Here is an 18,882-nt window from a genome sequence, read left to right as displayed (position 1 = left end):
GGAGCCGCCCCATGCCCATGACCTCCTCGCCCGCCGCGACCGTGGCCTCCGCCGACCACGCCACCGCCCACACCCTGCTCAACTGTCTGCTCCGTGAGGTGTCGGGGCCGGAGCATCAGACCGTCGTGGCCGATGGGTGGCTGCGGCTGAGGCTGCCGCGCTGCGGGGTGCTGTTGCGCGTCGGGCTGCGGCGCACCTCCCTCATCGGGGCGCACCGCTTCACCGGGCCGGTCAGCGAGCAGCGCGAGGGCGGCTGGACCGAGGTGTCCTGGCGCGAGTTGGCCGAGCGCATTCGCCGGGAGCTGCAACTGCGCACGGGGGTGCGCAACGATGAGTTCCTGGACCAGGTCGCCTCCAGTCACGCGGGCATGACGGCGGCCTTGGCGGCTCTGGAGGGCCGGGAAGCTCTGGACGACCGGGACACACCACCCGTGAGCGGCGGCGCCCCGGACCCCTACCTCGCCTCCGAGCAGTCCCTGCTCTTCGGCCACCGCTTCCACCCCACCCCCAAGGCCCGCACCGGCAGCGCCGACTCCTGGGCGCGGTTCGCCCCCGAGGCCGGGGCGCGCTTCCCGCTGCACCACCTCGCCGTACGCCAGGAGTACGTCCGCGAGGAGTACGTCCGCGAGGAGTACGTCGGGGAGGAGTGCGTCCGCGAGGAGTACGTCGGCCAGGAGTACGTCGGCCAGGAACGCGGAGCCCTCGCCGCGCTCGACCGGCAGGGCGCCGTCCCCGAGGGCTACCGGCTGCTGCCCGCGCACCCGTGGCAGTACGCGATGCTGCGCGAGCACCGTCTGCTGCGGGCGGCCATCGCCCGGGGCGAGGTGCTGGACCTCGGGCCGGGCGGCGCGGAGTTCGCGCCGACCGCGTCGGTCCGTACGCTCTACGACGGCCGGGACTTCCTCAAGTTCAGCCTCAATGTGCGGATCACCAACTGTCTGCGCAAGAACGCCGACTACGAGCTGTCCGGCGCCGTCGCCCTGACCCGGCTGCTGGAGCCGGTCGCCGCCGATCTCGCCGCCCGCTTCCCCGGCTGTGAGCTGCTGCGCGAACCCGCCTACCGGACGCTGGACCTCGGCGGCGACCAGCAGCTCATCGAGGGCTTCGGGGTGATCGTCCGCGAGGGGCTGGCCGCCCGGCTGCGGCCGGGGCTGACCGCGCTGCTCGCGGCGGCCGTCGCCGATGAGTACCCGACCAGCGGCGCCCAGATCTCCCGGCTCCTCCCCGATGTCGGCCCCGACCGGCTCTCCGCGTGGTGGCAGGCGTATCTCAACCTTCTCGTACCACCCGTGCTGGCCGCCTACTTCGATCACGGCGTGGTCCTCGAACCCCACCTCCAGAACGTCGTCATCGGCGTCGACCCCGCCGACGGCACCCCCCGGCAGGTGCTCTTCCGGGATCTGGAGGGCACCAAACTGGTGCCCGAGCGCCACGCCGCCGCCCTCGCCGCGCTGCCCGAGGCGGTGGCCCGTCCGCTGACGTACGAGCGCGAGCGCGGCTGGGACCGGGTGGTGTACTGCCTGCTGGTCAACCACATCGCCGAGATGGTGGCCGCCCTCGCCGACCGCTGTCCGCGTCTGGAGCCCGCGCTGTGGTCGGCGGTCCGCCGGGTGCTGTGCGAGCGCTCGGCGGCCCATGACCACCCGCCCGCGCTGCGTGCCCTCGTGGCGGGCGTGCCGCTGCCCGCCAAGGCCAACCTCCTGACCCGCTGGGCTCGTCGGGCCGACCGCCACGCGGGCTATGTCCGCATCGCCAGCCCGCTCGCCTCCGCCCTGCTGTCCGAGGCGGCGCACGTGTCGGAAGCGGCGCATGTGTCGGAAGCGGCCCATGTGTCCGAAGAAGCCCACGCCATCCACCACCCCGGGAGCAGCCGTTGATCACCTCTGCCGTCCGTACCCTCGCCACGGAGCTGACCGGCGACGACCTTCCCGCCTACGGCTACGACCTGACCGCGCTCCGCGCCCACGCGCGGGCCGTACGGGACGCGCTGCCGCCGGGCCTCGAGCTCTACTACGCCGCGAAGGCCAACCCGGCGCCCGCCATCCTCCAGGCCCTCGCGCCCCACGTCACCGGCTACGAGGTCGCCTCCGGCGGCGAGGTGGAGCATGTCCGGGCGGCGGTGCCCGGGGCGCCGCTGGCCTTCGGCGGGCCGGGCAAGACCGAGGGGGAGCTGCGGCGGGCGCTGGCGCTGGGCGTGGAGCGGTTCCATGTGGAGAGCGAACAGGAGCTGCGGCTGCTGGCCGGGGCGGCGCAGGACGCGGGGATCCCGGCCGTGGACGTCCTCCTGCGCGTCAATCTCCCGGTGGCCGGTGACGAGCTGGGCGGCGCGGCGCTCGCCATGGGTGGCCGCCCCAGCCCCTTCGGCCTCGACCCCGAAGCCGTGGAGCGCTGCCTTCCGCTGTTCGCCGAGGCGAGCCCGGGCGGCGGCCCCCTCCGGCTGCGCGGCATCCATGCCCATCTCGCCAGCGGCCTCGACGCCCCCGCCCAGGTCGCCGTCGCCGCCGCGATCGCCGACTGGGCGGCGAAGCTGTCCGAACGCCACGGGCTGGGCCTCACCGAGGTGAACGTCGGCGGCGGGATGGGCGTGGACTACGCCCATCCCGACCGCCGCTTCGACTGGGCCGCCTACGGCAAGGGCATGGCGGACCTCGCCCTCCGCCACCCCGGCCGCACCCTGCGGATCGAGCCCGGCCGGGCGCTGACCGTCTACTGCGGCTGGTACGTCACCGAGGTGCTGGACATCAAGCACAGCGGGGGCGAGGCGTTCGCGGTGGTGCGCGGCGGCACCCACCACCTCCGCACCCCCGCCACCAAACAGCACGACCAGCCCTTCCAGGTGCTCCCCATGGACACCGGGGACACCTGGACCCGGCCCTGGGCGCGCCCGGCCGTACGGGCGGAGCCGGTCACGCTGGTCGGCCAGCTCTGCACCCCCAAGGACGTGCTGGCCCGCCGGATCCCGGTCCCGGAGCTACGGGTGGGGGACCGCGTCGCCTTCGCGATGGCGGGTGCGTACGCGTGGAACATCTCGCACCACGACTTCCTGATGCACCCCCGGCCGGGCTTCCACTACCTGGAGGAATGACCTCGGGGGACGGACGGATCAGCCGTCGGCGGGGCGGGGCTCACCGCGATAGGTGCCGAAGGACCACTTGTTGCCCTCCGGGTCGGCGATGGCGAACTCACGGCTGCCGTACGGCTGGTCCTCGATCGGCCGGAGCACCCGCACACCGGCCGCCGTGAGCCGTTCGTACAGCGCGTCGACGTGGTCCGTGACGACGTATGCCCCGAAGGTGCCCGGCTCCAGGCACCAGCTCTTGGCGGCCGGGTCGTACGAGCCGAGCATGATGCCACCGCCCTCGGGCCAGTCGAGCTGGGCATGGGCGACGCGGTCCTCGTCCTGGTAGACGGCCGTGCGCAGGAAGCCGACCGTGTCGACCAGGAAGTCGATCAGGGCGATGGCGTCATGGGCCTGGAGCGTGGGCCATACGGCCGGATCACGCGGCTGCTTCTGCTGCTCTTGCTGCTGGTTCGGTGCGGTGTTCATGGCACCTACTCTTCGCCGTAGAGATGCCCTCCGGCTTGGATATTCCGGCACTCTTCGGCCAACCAGGCGGTCGGGCTCACTCCGGTGTACTGACGGAAGTCGCGCACCAGGTGGGAGTGGTCGAAGTAGCCGCACTCGGCGGCGACCCGGGCCAGATCCGGCGCCCGGCCCACCGCCACGGACCGGACCACCGTGCTTCTGGCGTGCTGGAAGCGCATCAGCCGCGCCGCCTGCTTGGGGCTCAACCCCGTCTCGGCCCGGAACACGCTGGTCAGACGGCGCGGGCTGAGCGCCACATGCTCGGCCAGACCCGTCAGCGTCCCGGCCCCCCGATGCCGGGCCAGCCACGTCCACGCCTCGGCGACCTCGCTGCGCACCGGCGCCCCGTCCTCGCCCGCCGCCGCGCGCTCCCGCAGATACGTGCCCAGCGTGACGAACCGATCCGCCCACGTTTGCTGCTCACACAGCCGCTCCCGAATTTCGGCAGCCCGCTTTCCCAGCACATCCGCCCCGGAGGTGACCAGCTCGGAGGTGAGCGCCCCGGCCGGAAGCCCCAGCAGCGTGCGCGCCGCCAGCGGATGCACCGCGAGCTGCACTCCGGCCTCGCTCCCGGCCTGGGCGATATACGCGGGTCGCTGGTGCAGGCCGCCCACGACGATCTCCGTCCGCGAGGCGCCGGGCCCCCGCGCCTGCTCGGGCGTGACCCCGCCGACGACGGGGCCCTCCAGGGAAAAGATCAGCGTGAGGTAGGGAGAGGGCAGCCCCCGGTGCAGCGTCGGCGGTATCCCCTGGGAGCGATAGCCGACGGCGGTCACCACCATCCCACCGAGCCCGCGCCCGAGCCCGGCCCCGGCCCGCACGAACTCGTGGCTGCTCATGGGCCCAGTATCACCCGCCCGCAGGCGGCGGGGCTTGGCTGCCGTTCCCCCGCTACCCAGCGCCGTTACCGTGCGGCGTCCGGCGGCGGGGTGGTCTCCACCGCGCGGCCGGGCCGCCTCCGATGTGGCTCTCGGGGGCATGCACATGCTCCCGGGCGCGCGTCGTGCCACGCGTCTCACGTGGAGAGGTGCGTCATTTCTCGGCTGGGGTGGGGGCTTGGGGGAGGCGTAGCTGGAAGCATGCTCCGAGGGTCCGGGGGGTGAGGGTGAGGGTGCCTTGGTGGCGGTGGGCCAGGTCGCGGGCGATGGCGAGGCCCAGGCCGGTGCCGCCGTGGTCGCGGGAGCGGGCGTCGTCGAGCCGGACGAAGCGTTCGAAGATGCGCTCGGCGTCCTCGGTGGGCACGCCCGGTCCGTCGTCGTGCACCGTGAGGACGACCCAGGCGTCCTGGTTCCGGACGGTGATCTGGATGCGATGTGCGGCGTGGCGGGCGGCGTTGTCGATGAGGTTGCGCAGCAGCCGTTCGTATTCGTCGGGGTTTCCGTGTGCGTGTGCGGGAGCGGTGCTGTCGCAGGTGAGGGTCAACGGCCGTTCGGCGAGCGGGTATTGCTCGGTCAGCCGAGAGGCGACGGCTGTCAGGTCGACGGTTTCGGCGTCGGCTGTCGGGGTGCGGGTGTCGAGGCGGGCGAGGAGCAGCAGGTCTTCGGCGAGGGCTTGGAGGCGGCGGGTCTGTCGTGCAGCGGTGTTGGCTGTGGCGGGCCAGTCAGTGCGTTCCGGGTAGGCGAGCGCGACTTCCAGGCTGGCGAGCAGTGTGGTGAGGGGGCTGCGTAGTTCGTGGGCGGCGTCCGCGACGAAGCGGCGTTGCTGGGCGGCGGCGTTGTCGAGGCGTTGGAGGGTGGTGTTGATGGTGGTGGCCAGGGCGGTGATCTCGTGTCCCGTGGCGGGGACGGTGACGCGTTCGCGGGGGTCGTTCGCCGTGACGGAGGCGGTGAGAACGCGGATGGCTTCGACCGGCCGCAGCGCGGTGCGGACGGCGAAGTAGGCGGCGGCGGCGATCAGTACGAGGCCGACGAGTCCGGCCCGCAGCAGCACGCGGTGGGTGGTGTCGGTGATTTCCTCGGCTGTGTGCGGGAGCACGACGACATAGACCCGCAGCTTGGCGTCGGCGGCGACGCCCAGAGCGGCTTTTTCGGCGCTGCTGAGTTCATCGGCTCTGATATCGGCGGTCATGACCCGCTGGGTCCCGCCGGCGATGTCGAATTTGTCCCTGGGGTTGTAGTTGCGGTTCACGGGCAGGCGGACGGTGGTGAGCGGCGTCAGCGCGGCCATGCCGGCCGTCGGCGGGGTGGGCATCACGTGACGGGTGCCGGGATAGGCGAGTTTCAGTGCCCCGCCGGAAGCGACAGCGGTGCGTCGGCCGGTCGCGACGACCTCGTACGGCACGGTGCTTGTGGAGACGGGAACGACGCCCTGTTCGAGCTGTTCGCAGAGAGCCCCGAGCTGCGTCCGGGCTTGTTCCTCGGCGACCTGCGTGCTCCGGTGGTAGACGTCGCGGTGTACCCACCAGCCGATGCCGACCAGGATGACGGCGGCGGTCGTGGCGACGGCCAGGGCCGTGCGGGATCGCACCGACCGCGGCCACCAACGGCGCCGCGGCTCAGTCACGTTCACGATCGTCCACCAGTCGGTAGCCGGTGCCCCGTACGGTCTGCAGGGACTGCCGTTGGAACGCGGCGTCCACCTTCTTGCGCAGGGCGCTCACGCGCGCCTCCACCAGGTTGGGATCCAGGGCTTCGTCGGGCCACGCGTGATAGAGCAGATCCGCTTTGGAGACCGCCTGGCCCGCCCGGCGGGCCAGCAGCTCCAGCACGGCGAACTCCCGGGGTGTGAGTTCCACCCGGGCCCCGGCCCGGCGGCAGACCCGGCCGGCGACATCCAACGAGAGGTCGCCCACGGCGAGGACGGGCGGGGCGACCGCGGCGGCTCGTCTGACCAGGGCCCGCAGCCGTGCGACGAGCACCATGTAGGAGAAGGGTTTGGCCAGGTAGTCGTCGGCCCCCGTGTCCAGGGCCTCTGCCTGATCCCAGTCCCCGTCCTTGGCGGTGAGTACCAGGATGGGGGTCGCGTTGCTTTCCCGGCGGAGCTGGGCGCAGACCTTGTAGCCGTTGAGTCCGGGCAGCATCAAGTCCAGTACGACAAGGGCGTATTCGCCGGTCCGGGCCATCCACAGTCCCTGTCGGCCGTCATGGGCGAGGTCGACGCTGTAGCCCTCGGCGGTCAGACCGGTGTGCAGGGTGTGGGCAAGGTCCACCTCGTCTTCGACCACCAGGATGCGCATGTGGTGCAGCCTTGCACAGCGCCGGCCCGCCTTCCTGATCGGCCGGTCAGGTTGGGTCAGCCTCCGGTCAACGAGGTCCGGGCACGCTGGCGGAGTGTCTTCGCCGCTGCTGAAAGGCCCTGCCACCGATGACCCTTTTCGACCTTATCAACGATACGGAAAATGCTCCTCAGGAAGTTTCCGCGCCCGCACGCCGAAAATTCCTCACCCCCTTGCTCTTTCCCGTTTTGCTGTCCACTCTTCTCGGTCTATGGGGAATTCGCAGAGATGACGCCCTGTGGCATGACGAGGCTGCGACTCTCGGATTGGCTTCCCGTAGCCTGCCGGACCTGTGGCAGACGCTGGGTAACATAGACGCCGTACATGGAGCGTATTACCTTCTCATGCATGGGCTGTTTGGCCTATTCGGGACCGACCTCCTGGTGCTGCGTCTTCCCTCTGTTCTCGCCGGTGCGCTGGCAGCGGCAGGAGTAACGGCGCTCGGGGTCCGATTGTCAGGGACGCGAGCTGGAATACTGGCAGGACTTTCCTTCGCCGTACTCCCAGATGTTCAAAAATATTCACAGGAGGGGCGCTCGTACTCACTGGTCTGCGCACTTGTGGTCTGGGCCACATATTTTCTTGTGAGTGCGGCACTTGGCTGCCGAGCCCCGGTAATTGTTAGGCGTAGAAGTTCGATGGCGCCGTGGATCGCATATGGCACTCTCATGCTGGCAGCGTGCATTCTGCATCAGTTTGCCGCCTTTGCCCTGGTAGTGCATGCCTTCGTCCTGCCAGGTCATGCGCGGCGCCCTTGGGCATGCACCGCGCTATTGGTTGCGGCAGGAGTCGCACCCCTTGCGGCTCTGGGGATGGCGCAATCTGGGCAAATCGCATGGATCGACGGTGTCACCGGTAGTGAATACCAGCACTTCGCGATACTGGCTTCTTTCGCCATAGTGCTGTCTTACTTCGCTTCGTCAGGGAACGCCGGCAAAGTTTCCCCTGAAGCGCCTTTCAGCCTACGGGCGATCGCCCTGCCTCTGTTCATATTGCCCACTGCGCTTCTCATGCTAATTTCTCTTTACAAGCCCTTCTATGTGGAGAGGTACGTGCTCTACGGTCTCGTCGGCCTGGCACTCCTTCTGGGGGCCGTGCTGGATCGTGTGCCTGAACTAGGGCGCACCCTGCGAGTAACTGCGGTGATTGTTGTCGCGTTGGCAATCGCACTGCTCATACCCGAGTCCCTTAAGCTGCGGGCACCGGAAAGCCGATCGGATAATGTCACCGCTCTGGCAAGAATCCTGTCCAGGGAATACGCTCCTGGCGACGGAATTCTCTACTTGTCCGTGAAGAGGCGCGCATGGTCGCTAGCCTACCCTTCGGTAAATAGAGGGATGTTGGACCTTGCCCAGGGGCTCGCTCCGGCAGCCTCGCACGACCTTTACGGCACCGAATTGCCTTCCCCTCAGATTCGCGCACGCATGCGCAGCAGTGCACGAATTCTCGTAGTAACGGAACCCGAAGGAATTCATGTCGAAGGCAACGGGACAGAGCTGATGAAGGAGAGGGTTCTGGCAGAATATTTCACTAAGGACCTCACTATACAAATTGACGGGGCGCAAGTCATTATTTACGAGCCCCGGTACAACGGCTACTGAGGCTGAACAGGCTGTTGATGATCATCCTCATGCGACTGCGATGTCAGAGCTGGGGATTACGCTCGCCGCATGTCAGACGCATCTGTGTTGCTGAGCAGCGAAATACCTTCCTCTTCCCTGATCATTGACCTTGCGGTGGTCGAGGTGGGCGGCGGTCCGCTGGTGGTCTGCGCCGACCGCGACGATGCCGTGTGGACCTGGGACCCGCAGCGGGACCTGTGGCAGAAGCGGCCGTTGACGTACGCCTTTGCTGAAGATCCGCTCGCCGTCGAGTACCCCGACGCCGAGAACGAGCTGAGCTCGCTGGCCGCGGCCGTTTCCGGCAGCCGCGTGCTGCTGGCGGCTGGTGGTCATGAGCAGGGCTCCGCCCTGTGGGATTTGGAGAGCGGCGAACTGCTCCGGGGGGCGATGTATGGCGAGCCCTACGTCGGGTCCATGGCCACCGTGAGGGGGGAGGGGCCACCGCGGTTCGTGACGGGTTCGGATGCCGGAGTCCTGGTGTGGGGGATGTCTGCCGAGGAGCCCCCGGTGGAGCTACCGGACAGCGACATCCACGGCATCTGCACCGTCGCCACCGCACAGATCAACGGCCGCTCGCTGGTCGTGGCGGGCGGTAGCGACGTGGGCGTGTGGGATCTGGCGCGGGACGAGCAACTGGCTTCGTTTTACCCTGATGACGGCAGTATCGAAGCGGTCGCCGTGTCCCAGATCGCCGATCGTCCGATCGTGGTGGCGGCGGCGGATCCGGGACAGGTTTACGTATGGGGACTGTCGGAGGACGAGGGCGATGAGCCGCTCTACGATCCGATCGTCGGTCACGAGGGCGGCGTCTGCGCCATGGACACTGCCACGGTCGGCGACCGGTTCCTCGCGGTAACCGGGGGTGCGGACGCGACCGTACGCATTTGGGACCTGGCCGAGGGCGCGGGAGTCGGTGCCCCGCTGACCGGCCATCGGGGTGGCGTCGCGGTAGTGCGGACCACCATGCTCGGCGGCCGTGAAGTCGCCCTGAGCGCGGGCCTGGACGGCGTGATCCGCGCCTGGGACCTGGCCGCCTTGGTGTCGTAGTGGTCGGCGACCAGGGTCTCAAGGTCGAGACACCAAGACCGTGCCGGTCGGCGTCACGCTCGACGCCGAGCCGCTCCAGGGCTGGGTGCGCTGAGGTCCCTGGCTGCGGCGGGGTTGCGGTGGCCTGGAATCATTCGGTGGCATGTACACCGTTACCCTCTGGGAGTTCGCCGCGCTCGCGGCGGCATCCATACTCGTCGGCTTCTCGAAGACCGCCGTCAGCGGCGCCAATACCGTCAGCCTCGCGATCTTCGCGGCGGTGCTTCCGGCCCGGGAGTCGACCGGTGTGCTGCTGCCCCTGCTGATCGTCGGCGACCTGCTCGCCGTGCGCACCTATCGGCGGCACGCCCACTGGGGGACCTTGGTGCGGCTGTTCCCGGCGGTCGCGGCCGGGGTCGTGGTGGGCACGGTGTTCTTGCTCTGGGCCGGGGACGCGGAGGTGCGCATGTCCATCGGGGCGATCCTGCTGCTGATGGCCGGGGTCACGGTGTGGCGGCGGCGCGCGGCGGCCCGGGCGGAGGCCCCCGCGACGCCCGACGCGGACGGGGCGGGCGCCCGGCTCAAGGCCGGTTCGTACGGTGTGCTCGGCGGCTTCACCACGATGGTGGCCAACGCCGGCGGCCCCGTGATGTCGCTCTACCTGCTCTCCGCCGGCTTCCGGAAGCTGGGCTTCCTGGGCACCTCGGCCTGGTTCTTCCTGATCGTGAACGTCGCCAAGGTGCCCTTCAGCGTCGGCCTCGGCCTGATCGACGGCCGCTCCCTGCTCCTGGACGCGCTGCTGGCGCTCTTCGTGCTGCCCGGTGCGTACATCGGTAAGGCATGCGTGGACCGGATCAATCAGCGGCTCTTCGAGCGACTGGTCATCGGGGCCACGGTACTGGGCGGGCTTCAGTTGCTGCTGCGCTGAGCCCCACGGCTTACGAGGCCCGGGTCGGCGATGCGTCCGCGGCCTGGCGGACCACATCGGCGAAGTTCGCCGCCAGTCGCCGCGCCGTGCGCACGGACTCCGGCTCGACCCGCTCGGCCTCGGCCCGGAGCGCGCGCAGGTCCAGACCCGCGTCGGCCAGGGCGGCTTCGTCCCAGCCGTCGAGGCGGTCTGCCCCCGCCTCCGGATGAAACTGCACGCCCCAGGCCCGCTCGCCCATCCGGAACGCCTGCACCGGACAGGCGTCGCTCGATGCGAGCCAGACGGCGCCGGGGGGAAGCGCGGTGATCTGGTCACGATGGTTCTGAATGGCGCGGAACTCACGTGGTACCCCGGCGAACAGCGCGTCGGCGTCGGCTTCCGGCCTCAGCCGGACAGCACAGGAGCCCCGTTCGGGCCGACCGTGATCGCCGAGCACTGTCCCGCCCGCCGCGACGGCGAGCACCTGGGCCCCCAGGCAGATCCCCAGCAACGGGACGCCCTCGGCGATGGCACGCCGGGTGAGTTCCCGTTCGGCCGGTAGCCAGGGCGCGTATGTGTCGGCATCCGGCAGGAAGCCACCACCGAGCAGGACCACCGCGTCGAAACCCTCCGGGGACGCGGGGGCCGACGCGCCGTCGGTTTCGACCACCGTGAGCCCCACCTCCTCCCACCACGGCAGGAACCGCCCCGGACCACTGCGCTCCGCGTTGCGGACGACGAGGAGGCGAGGGCGGGGGCCGGTGGGATCAGGGAACGACGTCACACCCCTGCCTTCTTCTTCAGGCCCGCTATGAAGGCGCTCCACGAGCCATTGGGGAATATGAGGGTGGGGCCGTCAGGGTTCTTGGAGTCGCGGACGGGGACGATGCCGGGGAGGTTGTCGGCGACCTCGACGCATTCGCCGCCCCCGTTGCTGCTGTAGCTGCTCTTGTGCCACGAAGCGGTTCTCAGATCTGGGGCGGTTCCCATGAGGTCCAGTCCTTCATCACGGCTCGGATCATCGCCTCGGAGTCGAGGGGCGAGAGGGCCATGGCCCTGAGCAGATCGTAGTTCTTCCGACGCTCCGCGACTCGGTCCAGGTCCTCGATGAAAGTCCCGAAGCGGCTGCCTTCTTCGTAGGCCAGCAACGGCTCGTTCGGCAGCGTGTAGAGCAGCAAGGAACCGCCCGCCTCCACGTGCTGGCCCGCCCTGAACGGCAGGACCTGAATGGTTACGTAGGGCTGTGTCCCGCGCTCAAGGAGGGACGCCAACTGGCGGCGCATCACCTCAGGTCCGCCCGCCGCGCGGCGCAATGCCGCCTCGTCCACGATGAACCAACAGTGCGGTGGCCGTGGTTCGGCCAGCCGCGCCTGTCGAGCGATGCGGGCCTTCGCCCACGCCTCGATCTCCGCGTCAGGGGCGAACCGATTGCCGATGCGCAGAGACGCCTTCGCGAGTTCGGGAGTCTGGAGCAGTCCAGGGATGGTTGCGCACGCGTATTGCTCGATGGTGACCGCGCGCTTCTCAACTTCCACTACACGGCGCAGCTTCGACGGATACGGCTCGTTCTTCGCCAGCGCATACACCCGCGCGAACATCCCGTCCGTCCCGAAGCACGCGTCCAACTTGGCCGGGAGGTCGTCGTACGGCAGGGACTCCGCCGCCTCGATCCGTGCCAGGTGCGATTTGCTGTAGTTCAGCACCTCGGACAGCCGCCGTAACGACATGTCCGCCTTCTCTCGGTGGCGGCGGATCTCCGCGCCGAAGAGGTCGCGGGCGGAGCGGTCGGGAAAGAGTTCGCGTGGCTGGAACGGCATCGTGCATCCCCTCTTGTCCCGCGATCTTGGCTGGGACGTGTCGCCTCTTTCCAGCCTACGCGCCGGAACGCAACGGTATGTGCACACAACGTAATTGGCCGACCGGAAAGACAGGTCAACGTGTTCTCACACACCGAATCCAATGCCCCACGGATGACGATGCGCGTCTACCGCGTCTCGCCGGACGGCGCGGTCGTCACGCAGGAGCTCGGCAGGGTGGTCGTCGTGGTCAAGGACAAGCTCGAACCCTTGCGGTCCAGCCAGTACCCGCCCTGCCGCTGCCCGCGCCACCGCGACCGTGCGGACCTGTGACTCGCAATCGGGTGTCCGGAACCGTTGGGTACCGTCGAGAGGTGCTTGATCACATAGACGTCGAAGATGATGAGCAGGGAACTGTGCGGAAACGAGGCGGCAAACGCCGGTGGGTGATCGCGGGCGGTGCGGCTGTCGTCGCGGTCGTCGTCGCGGTCGGAGTGGTTCTGGCTCAGTCCGGGCCCGAGGGCATCGCCGCACCCCGCACCTGCCACACCGCGGCTCACGGAACCGCGCCCTCCAGCGCCCCGGCGAAGGGCGCCCCGGCGAAGGGCGCCCCGGCGAAGGGCGCCCAGGCACCGGCCGGTACCGCGCCCGCCGCTGACTTCGACGGTGACGGCCACCCCGACCTGGCCATGGGAGCACTGGGCGACGTGGAGAACGGCAGCGGCGGCGGCAGCATCGCGGTGGCGTACGGATCGGGCGACGGGACCGGTCTCGCCCGCTGCCAGTACCTCACGCAGAACGACGCCGGGACACCGGGGGAGGCCCGGGACGAGGCGTTCTTCGGGACCGATGTGGTGTCCCGCGACTTCGATGGGGACGGGTACTCCGATCTCGCCACCGCCGTCTTCGACTGGAAACCGAGCGTGATCATCTTGTGGGGTTCCCCGGACGGGCTGAAGAGCGCCGTCCGGGTGCCGGGGACGGACGGCAGCCACGTCTCCTGGGCGCTGGACCCGATCCTGGAGGAGCAACTCGTCGCTGGTGACTTCGACGGGGACGGGCATGCCGATCTGGTCTTCGGGCTCGGTTCCAACAAGGGCCTGCTCAAGGGGCCTTTCAAACGCGACGGAACGCCGGCGGGCACCGGCCCGGTGTCCGCACCGCGCCAGCCCGCAAAAGACATCGACACTGCGAACTACCGCGGCCTCGTCGCCGGGGACCTGGACGGTGACGGTGCCGACGAGTTGATGGCCTTCCACCACGACAAGCCCCTGGGCACAGCCCGGTTCGAGGAGCGCTGGCCGGTCAGTTACTTCCACGCCCGCCGCGGCGGGCTCGCCCAGCCAGATGACATCGACATCCCCGACGCGGCGGCCGGGGCGGTCGGCGACGTGGACGGCGACGGCGTCGCGGACCTCGTGCTCAGTCCCCGGCGCGGCAAGGTGAGCCATAGCTCGGTGACCGTCGTGTACGGCTCCAAGGCTGGGCCGGGGAAGGGAAAACGGTCGACGACCGTCGACCGCGACACCCCGGGCGTACCCGGCGAGGAACCTCAGGACGAGGACGCCGCCTTCATCTCCCTGGACACCGGTGACGTCAACGGTGACGGCTACGCGGACGTGGTGGCCGGCTCACCCCGGAGCGAGGAGTACGCGAAGTCGGGCCCGGAACAGGTGCTGCTCCTGCTGGGCGGTCCAAACGGCCTGACCGGTGAGGGAGCCCGAGTCATCGATGCGGGCGACATCGGCGGCGAGAAGAGCGCGCGGGCCACGTTCGGTATGTCGGTGCGCCTCGTCGACATGGACGGCGACCACCGGGCCGACCTGACGGTGGCCGCGCCGGGCGACGACAAGATTCGCAGCTCCGCATGGCTGCTGCCCGGCACGGACCAGGGGCTGTCGACCGGCGGCGTCACCCGGCTGTACGGCGACAGTTTCGAGCGGACCGGGAAGCTGGACCTCTATATGGGAGGCGGCGGGATCGCCCGCTAGTCCTCTAATCCCTGGGCGCAGGGCCGCTGCCGCGGCGTACGACCAGCTCCATAGGGATGGTCACGCGCACCCCCGGCACCGCCATCTGGTCGTTGGCGACGAACACCGCCGTACCCTTGCCGCGGGCGGCAAGCGTGCGCCGGCCGTGAGCGCTCCACCCCCTCCGGCTCAGCAGCGGCCAGCGCTACACGCCAGCACCATCGGTGGTGGGTGTGGCCAGCAACTGCAGCTCCCAGGCGAGCGCGATCCCGCTACCGCCACCGTGGTCGAAGAGAACCTGCGCGAGCGCGTCGGTCGTTGACTCGCGAGCCCAGTCGCGCTGCCATTCGCTGATCACGGCCATCCAGGTGATGGGCACCACGCCGGCCTGCTCCATGCGACGCACCGCCATGTCGTGCGTCTCGGCACTGACCCCGCCGCTGGCGTCCGTGACGACGAAGACGTCGTACCCCTCACCCAGCGCCTGGATGGCGGGCATGGCGACGCAGATCTCCGTCCACAGCCCGGCAATGATCAGCTTCTTGCGCCCCGTTCGCTCCACGACGTCGACGACGCGACGGTCTTCCCAGGTGTTGATGAACGTGCGGTTGATCGGTTTCTGGTCCGGGAAGACGTCCTGGAGGCCCTTGATGAGGTAGCCGCCACGTTCTTCTATCACCGTGGTCAGCACTGTGGGGACGTCGAACACCTTCGCGGCCTTGGCCAGGCCGACGACGTTGTTGACGATCATGGTTGGTTCGTGGCTGTTGAGATTGGAGAACTGGAAGGGCTGGTGGTCGATGAGCACCAGGACGCTTTCCTCGGGGGTAAGCAGTGCTTCGAGTCCGGCCTTTGCAGTGCGTGTCACGATGGTTCCTTCTGCGTGATGGATTGAGCCTTCGATGGTGAGTCAGAGCTGTTCTGGTGATGCCATCCGGTAGACGAACCGGCCGAGGCGCCGACGTCGCCGCCTCCACGCCTCAGCCGCGTCACCTGGTGCCCGGCACGTTCCCACAGGTCGGCCAGCCCGCCGCCGATGTTTCTCCCGTGGCGTGAAACGACGCTACGGCGGCCATCCGGCGAGCGTCCAAGACTTGTCCGGACGCCGGGCAATAGGATTCGTCTATGGATGTCAGCCCCCGCGTCCTCCGCTACTTCATGGCCGTAGCCGAGGAACTCCACTTCGGCCGCGCAGCCATGCGTCTCTACATCTCCCAGCCGTCCCTGAGTCATCAGATCCGCAAGCTTGAGGAGACCCTCGAAACCCCGCTCTTTGTGCGTTCGAGCCGTCGGGTGCAGCTCACCGCGGCGGGCCGGACGCTGGTTCACGAGGCACCGATAGCGTTAGCTGCGCTGGAGCAAGCCGTGCAGCTCACCCGGCGGGCCGGGTCAGGGATCGCGACGACGATTCGGTTGGGCTATACGCCGGTCACGAGCTTCGACACGCTCACGGTGCTTCTGGATGCTCTCCAGGAAGACCACCCCGACTTCACGGTCGACCCTCGAGAGTTCTTCAGCGCCGAGATTCCCGAACGGCTCTGTGCCGGCGACCTGGACATCGGTCTCGCCCTCTCACCGCAGCCGCTCGACGGGGTAGGTGGCGAGATTCTCCGTGAGGAGCCCGTTTCCGCGCTCCTCAGCACTCGCCACCGCCTCGCTGCCGCACCGACGATCCCGGTGACGGTCCTCCGCGACGAGACGCTGCAGCTGTTCCCTCGCCGTCTCGCACCGGCGTACTACGACGGCATCGTCGCCGCGTGCCACGAAGCAGGCTTCTCACCTAAGATTTGCGCGTTCGAGGAACCGCCGGTAAACGCCATGCTCGCCCGGCTCTCCAGCGGACGCGATGTCGGCTTGGCCCCTACATCGTTCGCTGAGCACGCCGCGAAGGCCGGCACCAGCATCATTCGTCGCGATGTCGTCGATCCGTCGATCGTGGCCGAACTCTCGGTGCTGTGGCCCGCGAAGGATCCGTCGCCCGCCATTGCGAGCGTCCTCGCCACCGCCCGACGATGCGCTGAACACAACGGATGGCTACGCAGCCCCATCACATAGCGCCTGAAGCTACGGCCCGCAGCCTCGACCAGGTCAGTGATGCGTGTGGTGCTGCAGCGGAGTTTGCGACGCGCCGTGGCAGCCAGTTGGGCGTAGGTGTGGCCACATCGCAGGTGGGCCAGGATGGGGTCGATGAGGGAACACAGCATGCGCGCCGCCACGCTCCCGGCGGACGGTCCCAGCGGCGGCTTCTTCGACGTGAACGGACCCGTGGGCTGGTGATTTGCAGTCCGCGACGGCCGGCGGGTCGTCCAGATCGCCCTGGATCGAGATGAAGATGCCGAGGTGGCGGCGGTGGTTGCGCCCCATCGACACCGGCCGCGCTCTCCTAGTATTTTTACCTGAAAGTGCCATAGAGACAGGGGCCTGCCGTTCCTGTTGGCATTCACTTGTTGTGCGCCCTACCGGGGGCGCGCTCATCTGAGTGACGATTGGAGGCAGGGGATGGCGGGTTCCGCATCGGACACGATCGCTGTCGTCGGTGCCGGGGTAATGGGACGCAACATCACCGCACTCGCGCTGGGCCGTGGGGTCGATGTCGTGCTGGTCGATGTCTCGGGTGATGTGCTGGAGAGCGCCCGAGCGGAAATCGCCCAACTGTTGCGGCACGGGCAGTTCATGGGCGCCTTCCCCGCCTCCCAGGCCACCGGGACCTTGACCACGACGCTGTCCAGCGGCGATGTCGCGGACGCCGATGTGGTGATCGAGGCGATCACCGAGGACGCCGCGCTCAAGGCGCGGGTCATGGCGGACCTCTCCGGCACGGTCCCCGCCGGGACCCCGCTGATCACCAACACCTCGGGAATCCCCATCGCCGAACTGGCGAAGTCGGTGCAGCGGCCCGCGGAACTGGCCGGGGTTCACTTCATGAATCCGTCCTATCTCATCGAGATGGTGGAAGTGGTGCGCGGCCCGCAGACCGGCGAGGACGCCATGGCCGCGATCCTGGCCCTGCTGGGCCGGCTGGGGCGGAAGACGGTTGTCGTGCGTGACGCGCCGGGCTTCGTCACCAGCAGGCTGCTGCACCCCATGATCAATGAAGCGGCGCGCATCGTCGCCGAGGGCACCGCGAGTGTCGAGGACGTGGACCAGCTCATGCACGGCTGCCTCGGTCATCCGACCGGCCCGCTGCGCACCGCCGATCTGATCGGACTCGACAATCTCGCGGACGCTCTTCGGCTGCTTGCCGAGCGGACCGGAAATTCCACCTTCGAGCCCTGTGAACTTCTGATGGAGAAGGTGCGCCGCGGTGATCTGGGGCGTAAGACAGGGCGCGGGTTCTACAACTATGGAGAGGTGCTTTCGTGAGTATGGACCAGGCAGTCACCGCCGAGGCGACCGAGCAGGCGATCACAGCGTTCGTCTCGGAGCGGGTGAAGGCGGAGGTCCCTGCCGACCAGGACCTCTTCGGGTCCGGGCTGGTGTCGTCGATGTTCGCGATGGAGCTCGTCGTCCATCTGGAGCAGGCGTTCTCCGTGCAGATCCTGGGGGACGACCTCAAGCGGGACAACTTCCGCACCATCGCGGCCATGACCGCTCTGGTGGTGCGGTTGCGCGGCGGCGAGAAGCCCGCCGATGACTGAGCCGCTCGCCGGGGCCCGTGACCTCGTCGACGACCTCGTCGGCGACCGGGCCGCGGAGTGGGACCGGACCGGTCTGATCCCCGACGACGTACTGCGCACGCTGTCCGCTCGCGGTCTGCTGTGCGCCGGGGTGCCGGAGGCGTCCGGCGGGCTCGGCGCGAGCAGCGCGGTGAACGGCGAGTTCACCGCGTTCGTCGGCAGCCGGTGCAGCTCCCTGCGGAGCGTGATGACCTCGCAGGGCATGGCCGCGTGGACCATTCAGCGCCTGGGCAGCGCACAACAGCACGCCGAGTACCTGCCGAAACTGGCCGGGCGTCAGCTCGCCGCCGTCGCGTTCAGCGAGCCGGAGGCGGGCAGCGATCTGTCGGCGATGACCACGACCATCGAGCGGGACGACGACACCGTCATCGTCCGCGGCCAGAAGGTCTGGACGACCGCGGCCCACTACGCCGACCTGATCGTTGTCGTCGGCCGCTATGGCTCAGGTGCGGCAGCCGTCGTGGTGCCCGCCTCGGCTCCGGGCGTCACCGTGACCAGGGTGGCGCAGCCGTCCGGCTGCCGGGCGGCGGGCCATGCGAACGTGACGCTCGACGAGGTGCGGCTGCCCGCCACCGCCGTGCTCGGCGGTGGACAGCCCCTGATGCTCCTGGTGACCACCGCGCTGGCGTACGGGCGGATCTCGGTCGCCTGGGGCTGCGTCGGCATCCTCCGGGCCTGTCTCGACGCGGCCCGTGGCCATGCCCGCACCCGGACGCAGTTCGGAAAGCGACTCGCGGACCACCAGCTTGTCGCCCGCCACCTGGCGAATCTGCTGACCTCCGAGCAGATCGCCACCCGAGTGTGCGAACACGCCAGCCGGTGCTGGGACGAGGGCTCTCCCGAGATGGTCGTCGCCACCGTTCTCGCCAAGCAGGTGAGCGCGGTCCAGGCCGCGCAGGGCGCCGCCACGGCGGTGCAGGTGCTGGGTTCGGCGGCGGCACACGAGGGCCATGTGGTCGAGCGCGCGTACCGCGACGCGAAGCTCATGGAGCTCATCGAGGGCAGTACGGAGATCTGTGAGCTGATCCTCGCCGACCACGCCGTGTCGATGCCCGCGACATGAGTTGGCGAACCGAGACAAGGA

At 69.1% G+C, this 18,882-nt stretch carries 19 protein-coding genes; 11 read left to right on the top strand and 8 right to left on the bottom strand.

From position 1 onward, the window contains the following. The first annotated feature begins 11 nt into the window (after positions 1-11). Positions 12-1,877: an IucA/IucC family siderophore biosynthesis protein gene (locus J5X86_RS19055; RefSeq protein ID WP_208517972.1), complete on the top strand. Its 1,866-nt coding sequence runs from the start codon at positions 12-14 to the stop codon at positions 1,875-1,877. Continuing rightward, the gene (locus J5X86_RS19050; protein ID WP_208517971.1) at positions 1,874-3,085 is read left to right on the top strand and encodes a type III PLP-dependent enzyme; all 1,212 of its coding nucleotides are present in this window, start codon (positions 1,874-1,876) and stop codon (positions 3,083-3,085) included. The genes J5X86_RS19055 and J5X86_RS19050 overlap by 4 nt, the downstream gene beginning before the upstream one ends. A gap of 18 nt (positions 3,086-3,103) precedes the next feature. Here the strand turns inward: J5X86_RS19050 and J5X86_RS19045 are convergent, their stop codons facing one another. The 4 genes from J5X86_RS19045 to J5X86_RS19030 form a co-directional block, all read right to left on the bottom strand. Beyond that, complete coding sequence (locus J5X86_RS19045) at positions 3,104-3,547, bottom strand: VOC family protein (RefSeq protein ID WP_208517970.1); 444 nt, start codon at positions 3,545-3,547, stop codon at positions 3,104-3,106. Positions 3,548-3,552: 5 nt separating this feature from the next. Next, complete coding sequence (locus J5X86_RS19040) at positions 3,553-4,425, bottom strand: helix-turn-helix domain-containing protein (RefSeq protein ID WP_208517969.1); 873 nt, start codon at positions 4,423-4,425, stop codon at positions 3,553-3,555. Between the two features lie 193 nt (positions 4,426-4,618). Further along, positions 4,619-6,094, bottom strand: coding sequence for a cell wall metabolism sensor histidine kinase WalK (locus tag J5X86_RS19035; protein WP_208517968.1), 1,476 nt, complete (start codon positions 6,092-6,094; stop codon positions 4,619-4,621). Further along, positions 6,081-6,761, bottom strand: coding sequence for a response regulator transcription factor (locus J5X86_RS19030; RefSeq protein WP_208517967.1), 681 nt, complete (start codon positions 6,759-6,761; stop codon positions 6,081-6,083). The genes J5X86_RS19035 and J5X86_RS19030 overlap by 14 nt, the downstream gene beginning before the upstream one ends. Positions 6,762-6,889: 128 nt before the next feature. On the opposite strand from J5X86_RS19030, the gene J5X86_RS19025 reads away from it, so the two are divergent. The 3 genes from J5X86_RS19025 to J5X86_RS19015 all read left to right on the top strand — a co-directional run bounded on the left by J5X86_RS19025 (position 6,890) and on the right by J5X86_RS19015 (position 10,376). Beyond that, positions 6,890-8,401, top strand: coding sequence for a glycosyltransferase family 39 protein (locus J5X86_RS19025; protein ID WP_208517966.1), 1,512 nt, complete (start codon positions 6,890-6,892; stop codon positions 8,399-8,401). A 69-nt stretch (positions 8,402-8,470) separates the two neighbouring features. Then, positions 8,471-9,469 carry a WD40 repeat domain-containing protein gene (locus J5X86_RS19020; RefSeq protein WP_208517965.1) on the top strand — a complete coding sequence of 333 codons (999 nt, stop codon included), beginning with the start codon at positions 8,471-8,473 and terminating at the stop codon, positions 9,467-9,469. A 142-nt stretch (positions 9,470-9,611) separates the two neighbouring features. Further along, positions 9,612-10,376 carry a sulfite exporter TauE/SafE family protein gene (locus J5X86_RS19015; RefSeq protein WP_208517964.1) on the top strand — a complete coding sequence of 255 codons (765 nt, stop codon included), beginning with the start codon at positions 9,612-9,614 and terminating at the stop codon, positions 10,374-10,376. A gap of 10 nt (positions 10,377-10,386) precedes the next feature. Here the strand turns inward: J5X86_RS19015 and J5X86_RS19010 are convergent, their stop codons facing one another. Genes J5X86_RS19010 through J5X86_RS19000 form a run of 3 tightly spaced genes read right to left on the bottom strand, consistent with a single transcriptional unit; the run spans position 10,387 to position 12,172 of the window. Then, on the bottom strand, positions 10,387-11,139 hold the full coding sequence (locus J5X86_RS19010) for a type 1 glutamine amidotransferase (protein ID WP_208517963.1): 753 nt from the start codon (positions 11,137-11,139) through the stop codon (positions 10,387-10,389). Continuing rightward, on the bottom strand, positions 11,136-11,345 hold the full coding sequence (locus tag J5X86_RS19005) for a DUF397 domain-containing protein (protein WP_208517962.1): 210 nt from the start codon (positions 11,343-11,345) through the stop codon (positions 11,136-11,138). Before J5X86_RS19005 ends, J5X86_RS19010 begins: the two co-directional genes overlap by 4 nt. Beyond that, positions 11,324-12,172, bottom strand: coding sequence for a helix-turn-helix transcriptional regulator (locus tag J5X86_RS19000; protein WP_208517961.1), 849 nt, complete (start codon positions 12,170-12,172; stop codon positions 11,324-11,326). Before J5X86_RS19000 ends, J5X86_RS19005 begins: the two co-directional genes overlap by 22 nt. Before the next feature lie 153 nt (positions 12,173-12,325). Between J5X86_RS19000 and J5X86_RS18995 the strand changes: the two genes are divergently transcribed. Beyond that, positions 12,326-12,484 (top strand): hypothetical protein, encoded by a 159-nt coding sequence (locus J5X86_RS18995; protein ID WP_162952970.1) that lies wholly within the window; start codon positions 12,326-12,328, stop codon positions 12,482-12,484. A gap of 83 nt (positions 12,485-12,567) precedes the next feature. Then, entirely contained in the window at positions 12,568-14,142 is a 1,575-nt protein-coding gene (locus tag J5X86_RS18990) for an FG-GAP and VCBS repeat-containing protein (RefSeq protein ID WP_308124617.1), read from the top strand. Positions 14,143-14,326: 184 nt separating this feature from the next. Here J5X86_RS18990 and J5X86_RS18985 read toward each other — a convergent pair whose 3' ends face one another. Continuing rightward, positions 14,327-14,989: a hydrolase gene (locus J5X86_RS18985; protein ID WP_208517960.1), complete on the bottom strand. Its 663-nt coding sequence runs from the start codon at positions 14,987-14,989 to the stop codon at positions 14,327-14,329. Between the two features lie 257 nt (positions 14,990-15,246). On the opposite strand from J5X86_RS18985, the gene J5X86_RS18980 reads away from it, so the two are divergent. The 4 genes from J5X86_RS18980 (at position 15,247) to J5X86_RS18965 (ending at position 18,861) form a co-directional block, all read left to right on the top strand. Further along, the gene (locus J5X86_RS18980; RefSeq protein WP_208517959.1) at positions 15,247-16,176 is read left to right on the top strand and encodes a LysR family transcriptional regulator; all 930 of its coding nucleotides are present in this window, start codon (positions 15,247-15,249) and stop codon (positions 16,174-16,176) included. A gap of 444 nt (positions 16,177-16,620) precedes the next feature. After that, positions 16,621-17,484: a 3-hydroxyacyl-CoA dehydrogenase family protein gene (locus J5X86_RS18975; protein ID WP_208517958.1), complete on the top strand. Its 864-nt coding sequence runs from the start codon at positions 16,621-16,623 to the stop codon at positions 17,482-17,484. A 2-nt stretch (positions 17,485-17,486) separates the two neighbouring features. After that, positions 17,487-17,759, top strand: coding sequence for an acyl carrier protein (locus J5X86_RS18970; RefSeq protein WP_043236862.1), 273 nt, complete (start codon positions 17,487-17,489; stop codon positions 17,757-17,759). Next, positions 17,752-18,861 carry an acyl-CoA dehydrogenase family protein gene (locus tag J5X86_RS18965; protein ID WP_208517957.1) on the top strand — a complete coding sequence of 370 codons (1,110 nt, stop codon included), beginning with the start codon at positions 17,752-17,754 and terminating at the stop codon, positions 18,859-18,861. The genes J5X86_RS18970 and J5X86_RS18965 overlap by 8 nt, the downstream gene beginning before the upstream one ends. The last annotated feature ends 21 nt before the right edge of the window (positions 18,862-18,882 follow it).

It is taken from the genome of Streptomyces sp. NEAU-YJ-81, assembly GCF_017592595.1.
Classification (GTDB): domain Bacteria; phylum Actinomycetota; class Actinomycetes; order Streptomycetales; family Streptomycetaceae; genus Streptomyces; species Streptomyces hygroscopicus_B.
Note: the sequence above shows the minus strand (reverse complement) of the source record. Positions and strands in the feature narration are given on the sequence as shown.

Coding starts and splice junctions, on each gene's coding strand:
- J5X86_RS19055 (WP_208517972.1), top strand. CDS start 12: ATGCCCATGACCTCCTCGCCCGCCGCGACCGTGGCCTCCGCCGACCAC.
- J5X86_RS19045 (WP_208517970.1), bottom strand. CDS start 3,547: ATGAACACCGCACCGAACCAGCAGCAAGAGCAGCAGAAGCAGCCGCGT.
- J5X86_RS19040 (WP_208517969.1), bottom strand. CDS start 4,425: ATGAGCAGCCACGAGTTCGTGCGGGCCGGGGCCGGGCTCGGGCGCGGG.
- J5X86_RS19030 (WP_208517967.1), bottom strand. CDS start 6,761: ATGCGCATCCTGGTGGTCGAAGACGAGGTGGACCTTGCCCACACCCTG.
- J5X86_RS19025 (WP_208517966.1), top strand. CDS start 6,890: ATGACCCTTTTCGACCTTATCAACGATACGGAAAATGCTCCTCAGGAA.
- J5X86_RS19020 (WP_208517965.1), top strand. CDS start 8,471: ATGTCAGACGCATCTGTGTTGCTGAGCAGCGAAATACCTTCCTCTTCC.
- J5X86_RS19015 (WP_208517964.1), top strand. CDS start 9,612: ATGTACACCGTTACCCTCTGGGAGTTCGCCGCGCTCGCGGCGGCATCC.
- J5X86_RS19005 (WP_208517962.1), bottom strand. CDS start 11,345: ATGGGAACCGCCCCAGATCTGAGAACCGCTTCGTGGCACAAGAGCAGC.
- J5X86_RS19000 (WP_208517961.1), bottom strand. CDS start 12,172: ATGCCGTTCCAGCCACGCGAACTCTTTCCCGACCGCTCCGCCCGCGAC.
- J5X86_RS18995 (WP_162952970.1), top strand. CDS start 12,326: ATGACGATGCGCGTCTACCGCGTCTCGCCGGACGGCGCGGTCGTCACG.
- J5X86_RS18980 (WP_208517959.1), top strand. CDS start 15,247: ATGGATGTCAGCCCCCGCGTCCTCCGCTACTTCATGGCCGTAGCCGAG.
- J5X86_RS18975 (WP_208517958.1), top strand. CDS start 16,621: ATGGCGGGTTCCGCATCGGACACGATCGCTGTCGTCGGTGCCGGGGTA.
- J5X86_RS18970 (WP_043236862.1), top strand. CDS start 17,487: ATGGACCAGGCAGTCACCGCCGAGGCGACCGAGCAGGCGATCACAGCG.
- J5X86_RS18965 (WP_208517957.1), top strand. CDS start 17,752: ATGACTGAGCCGCTCGCCGGGGCCCGTGACCTCGTCGACGACCTCGTC.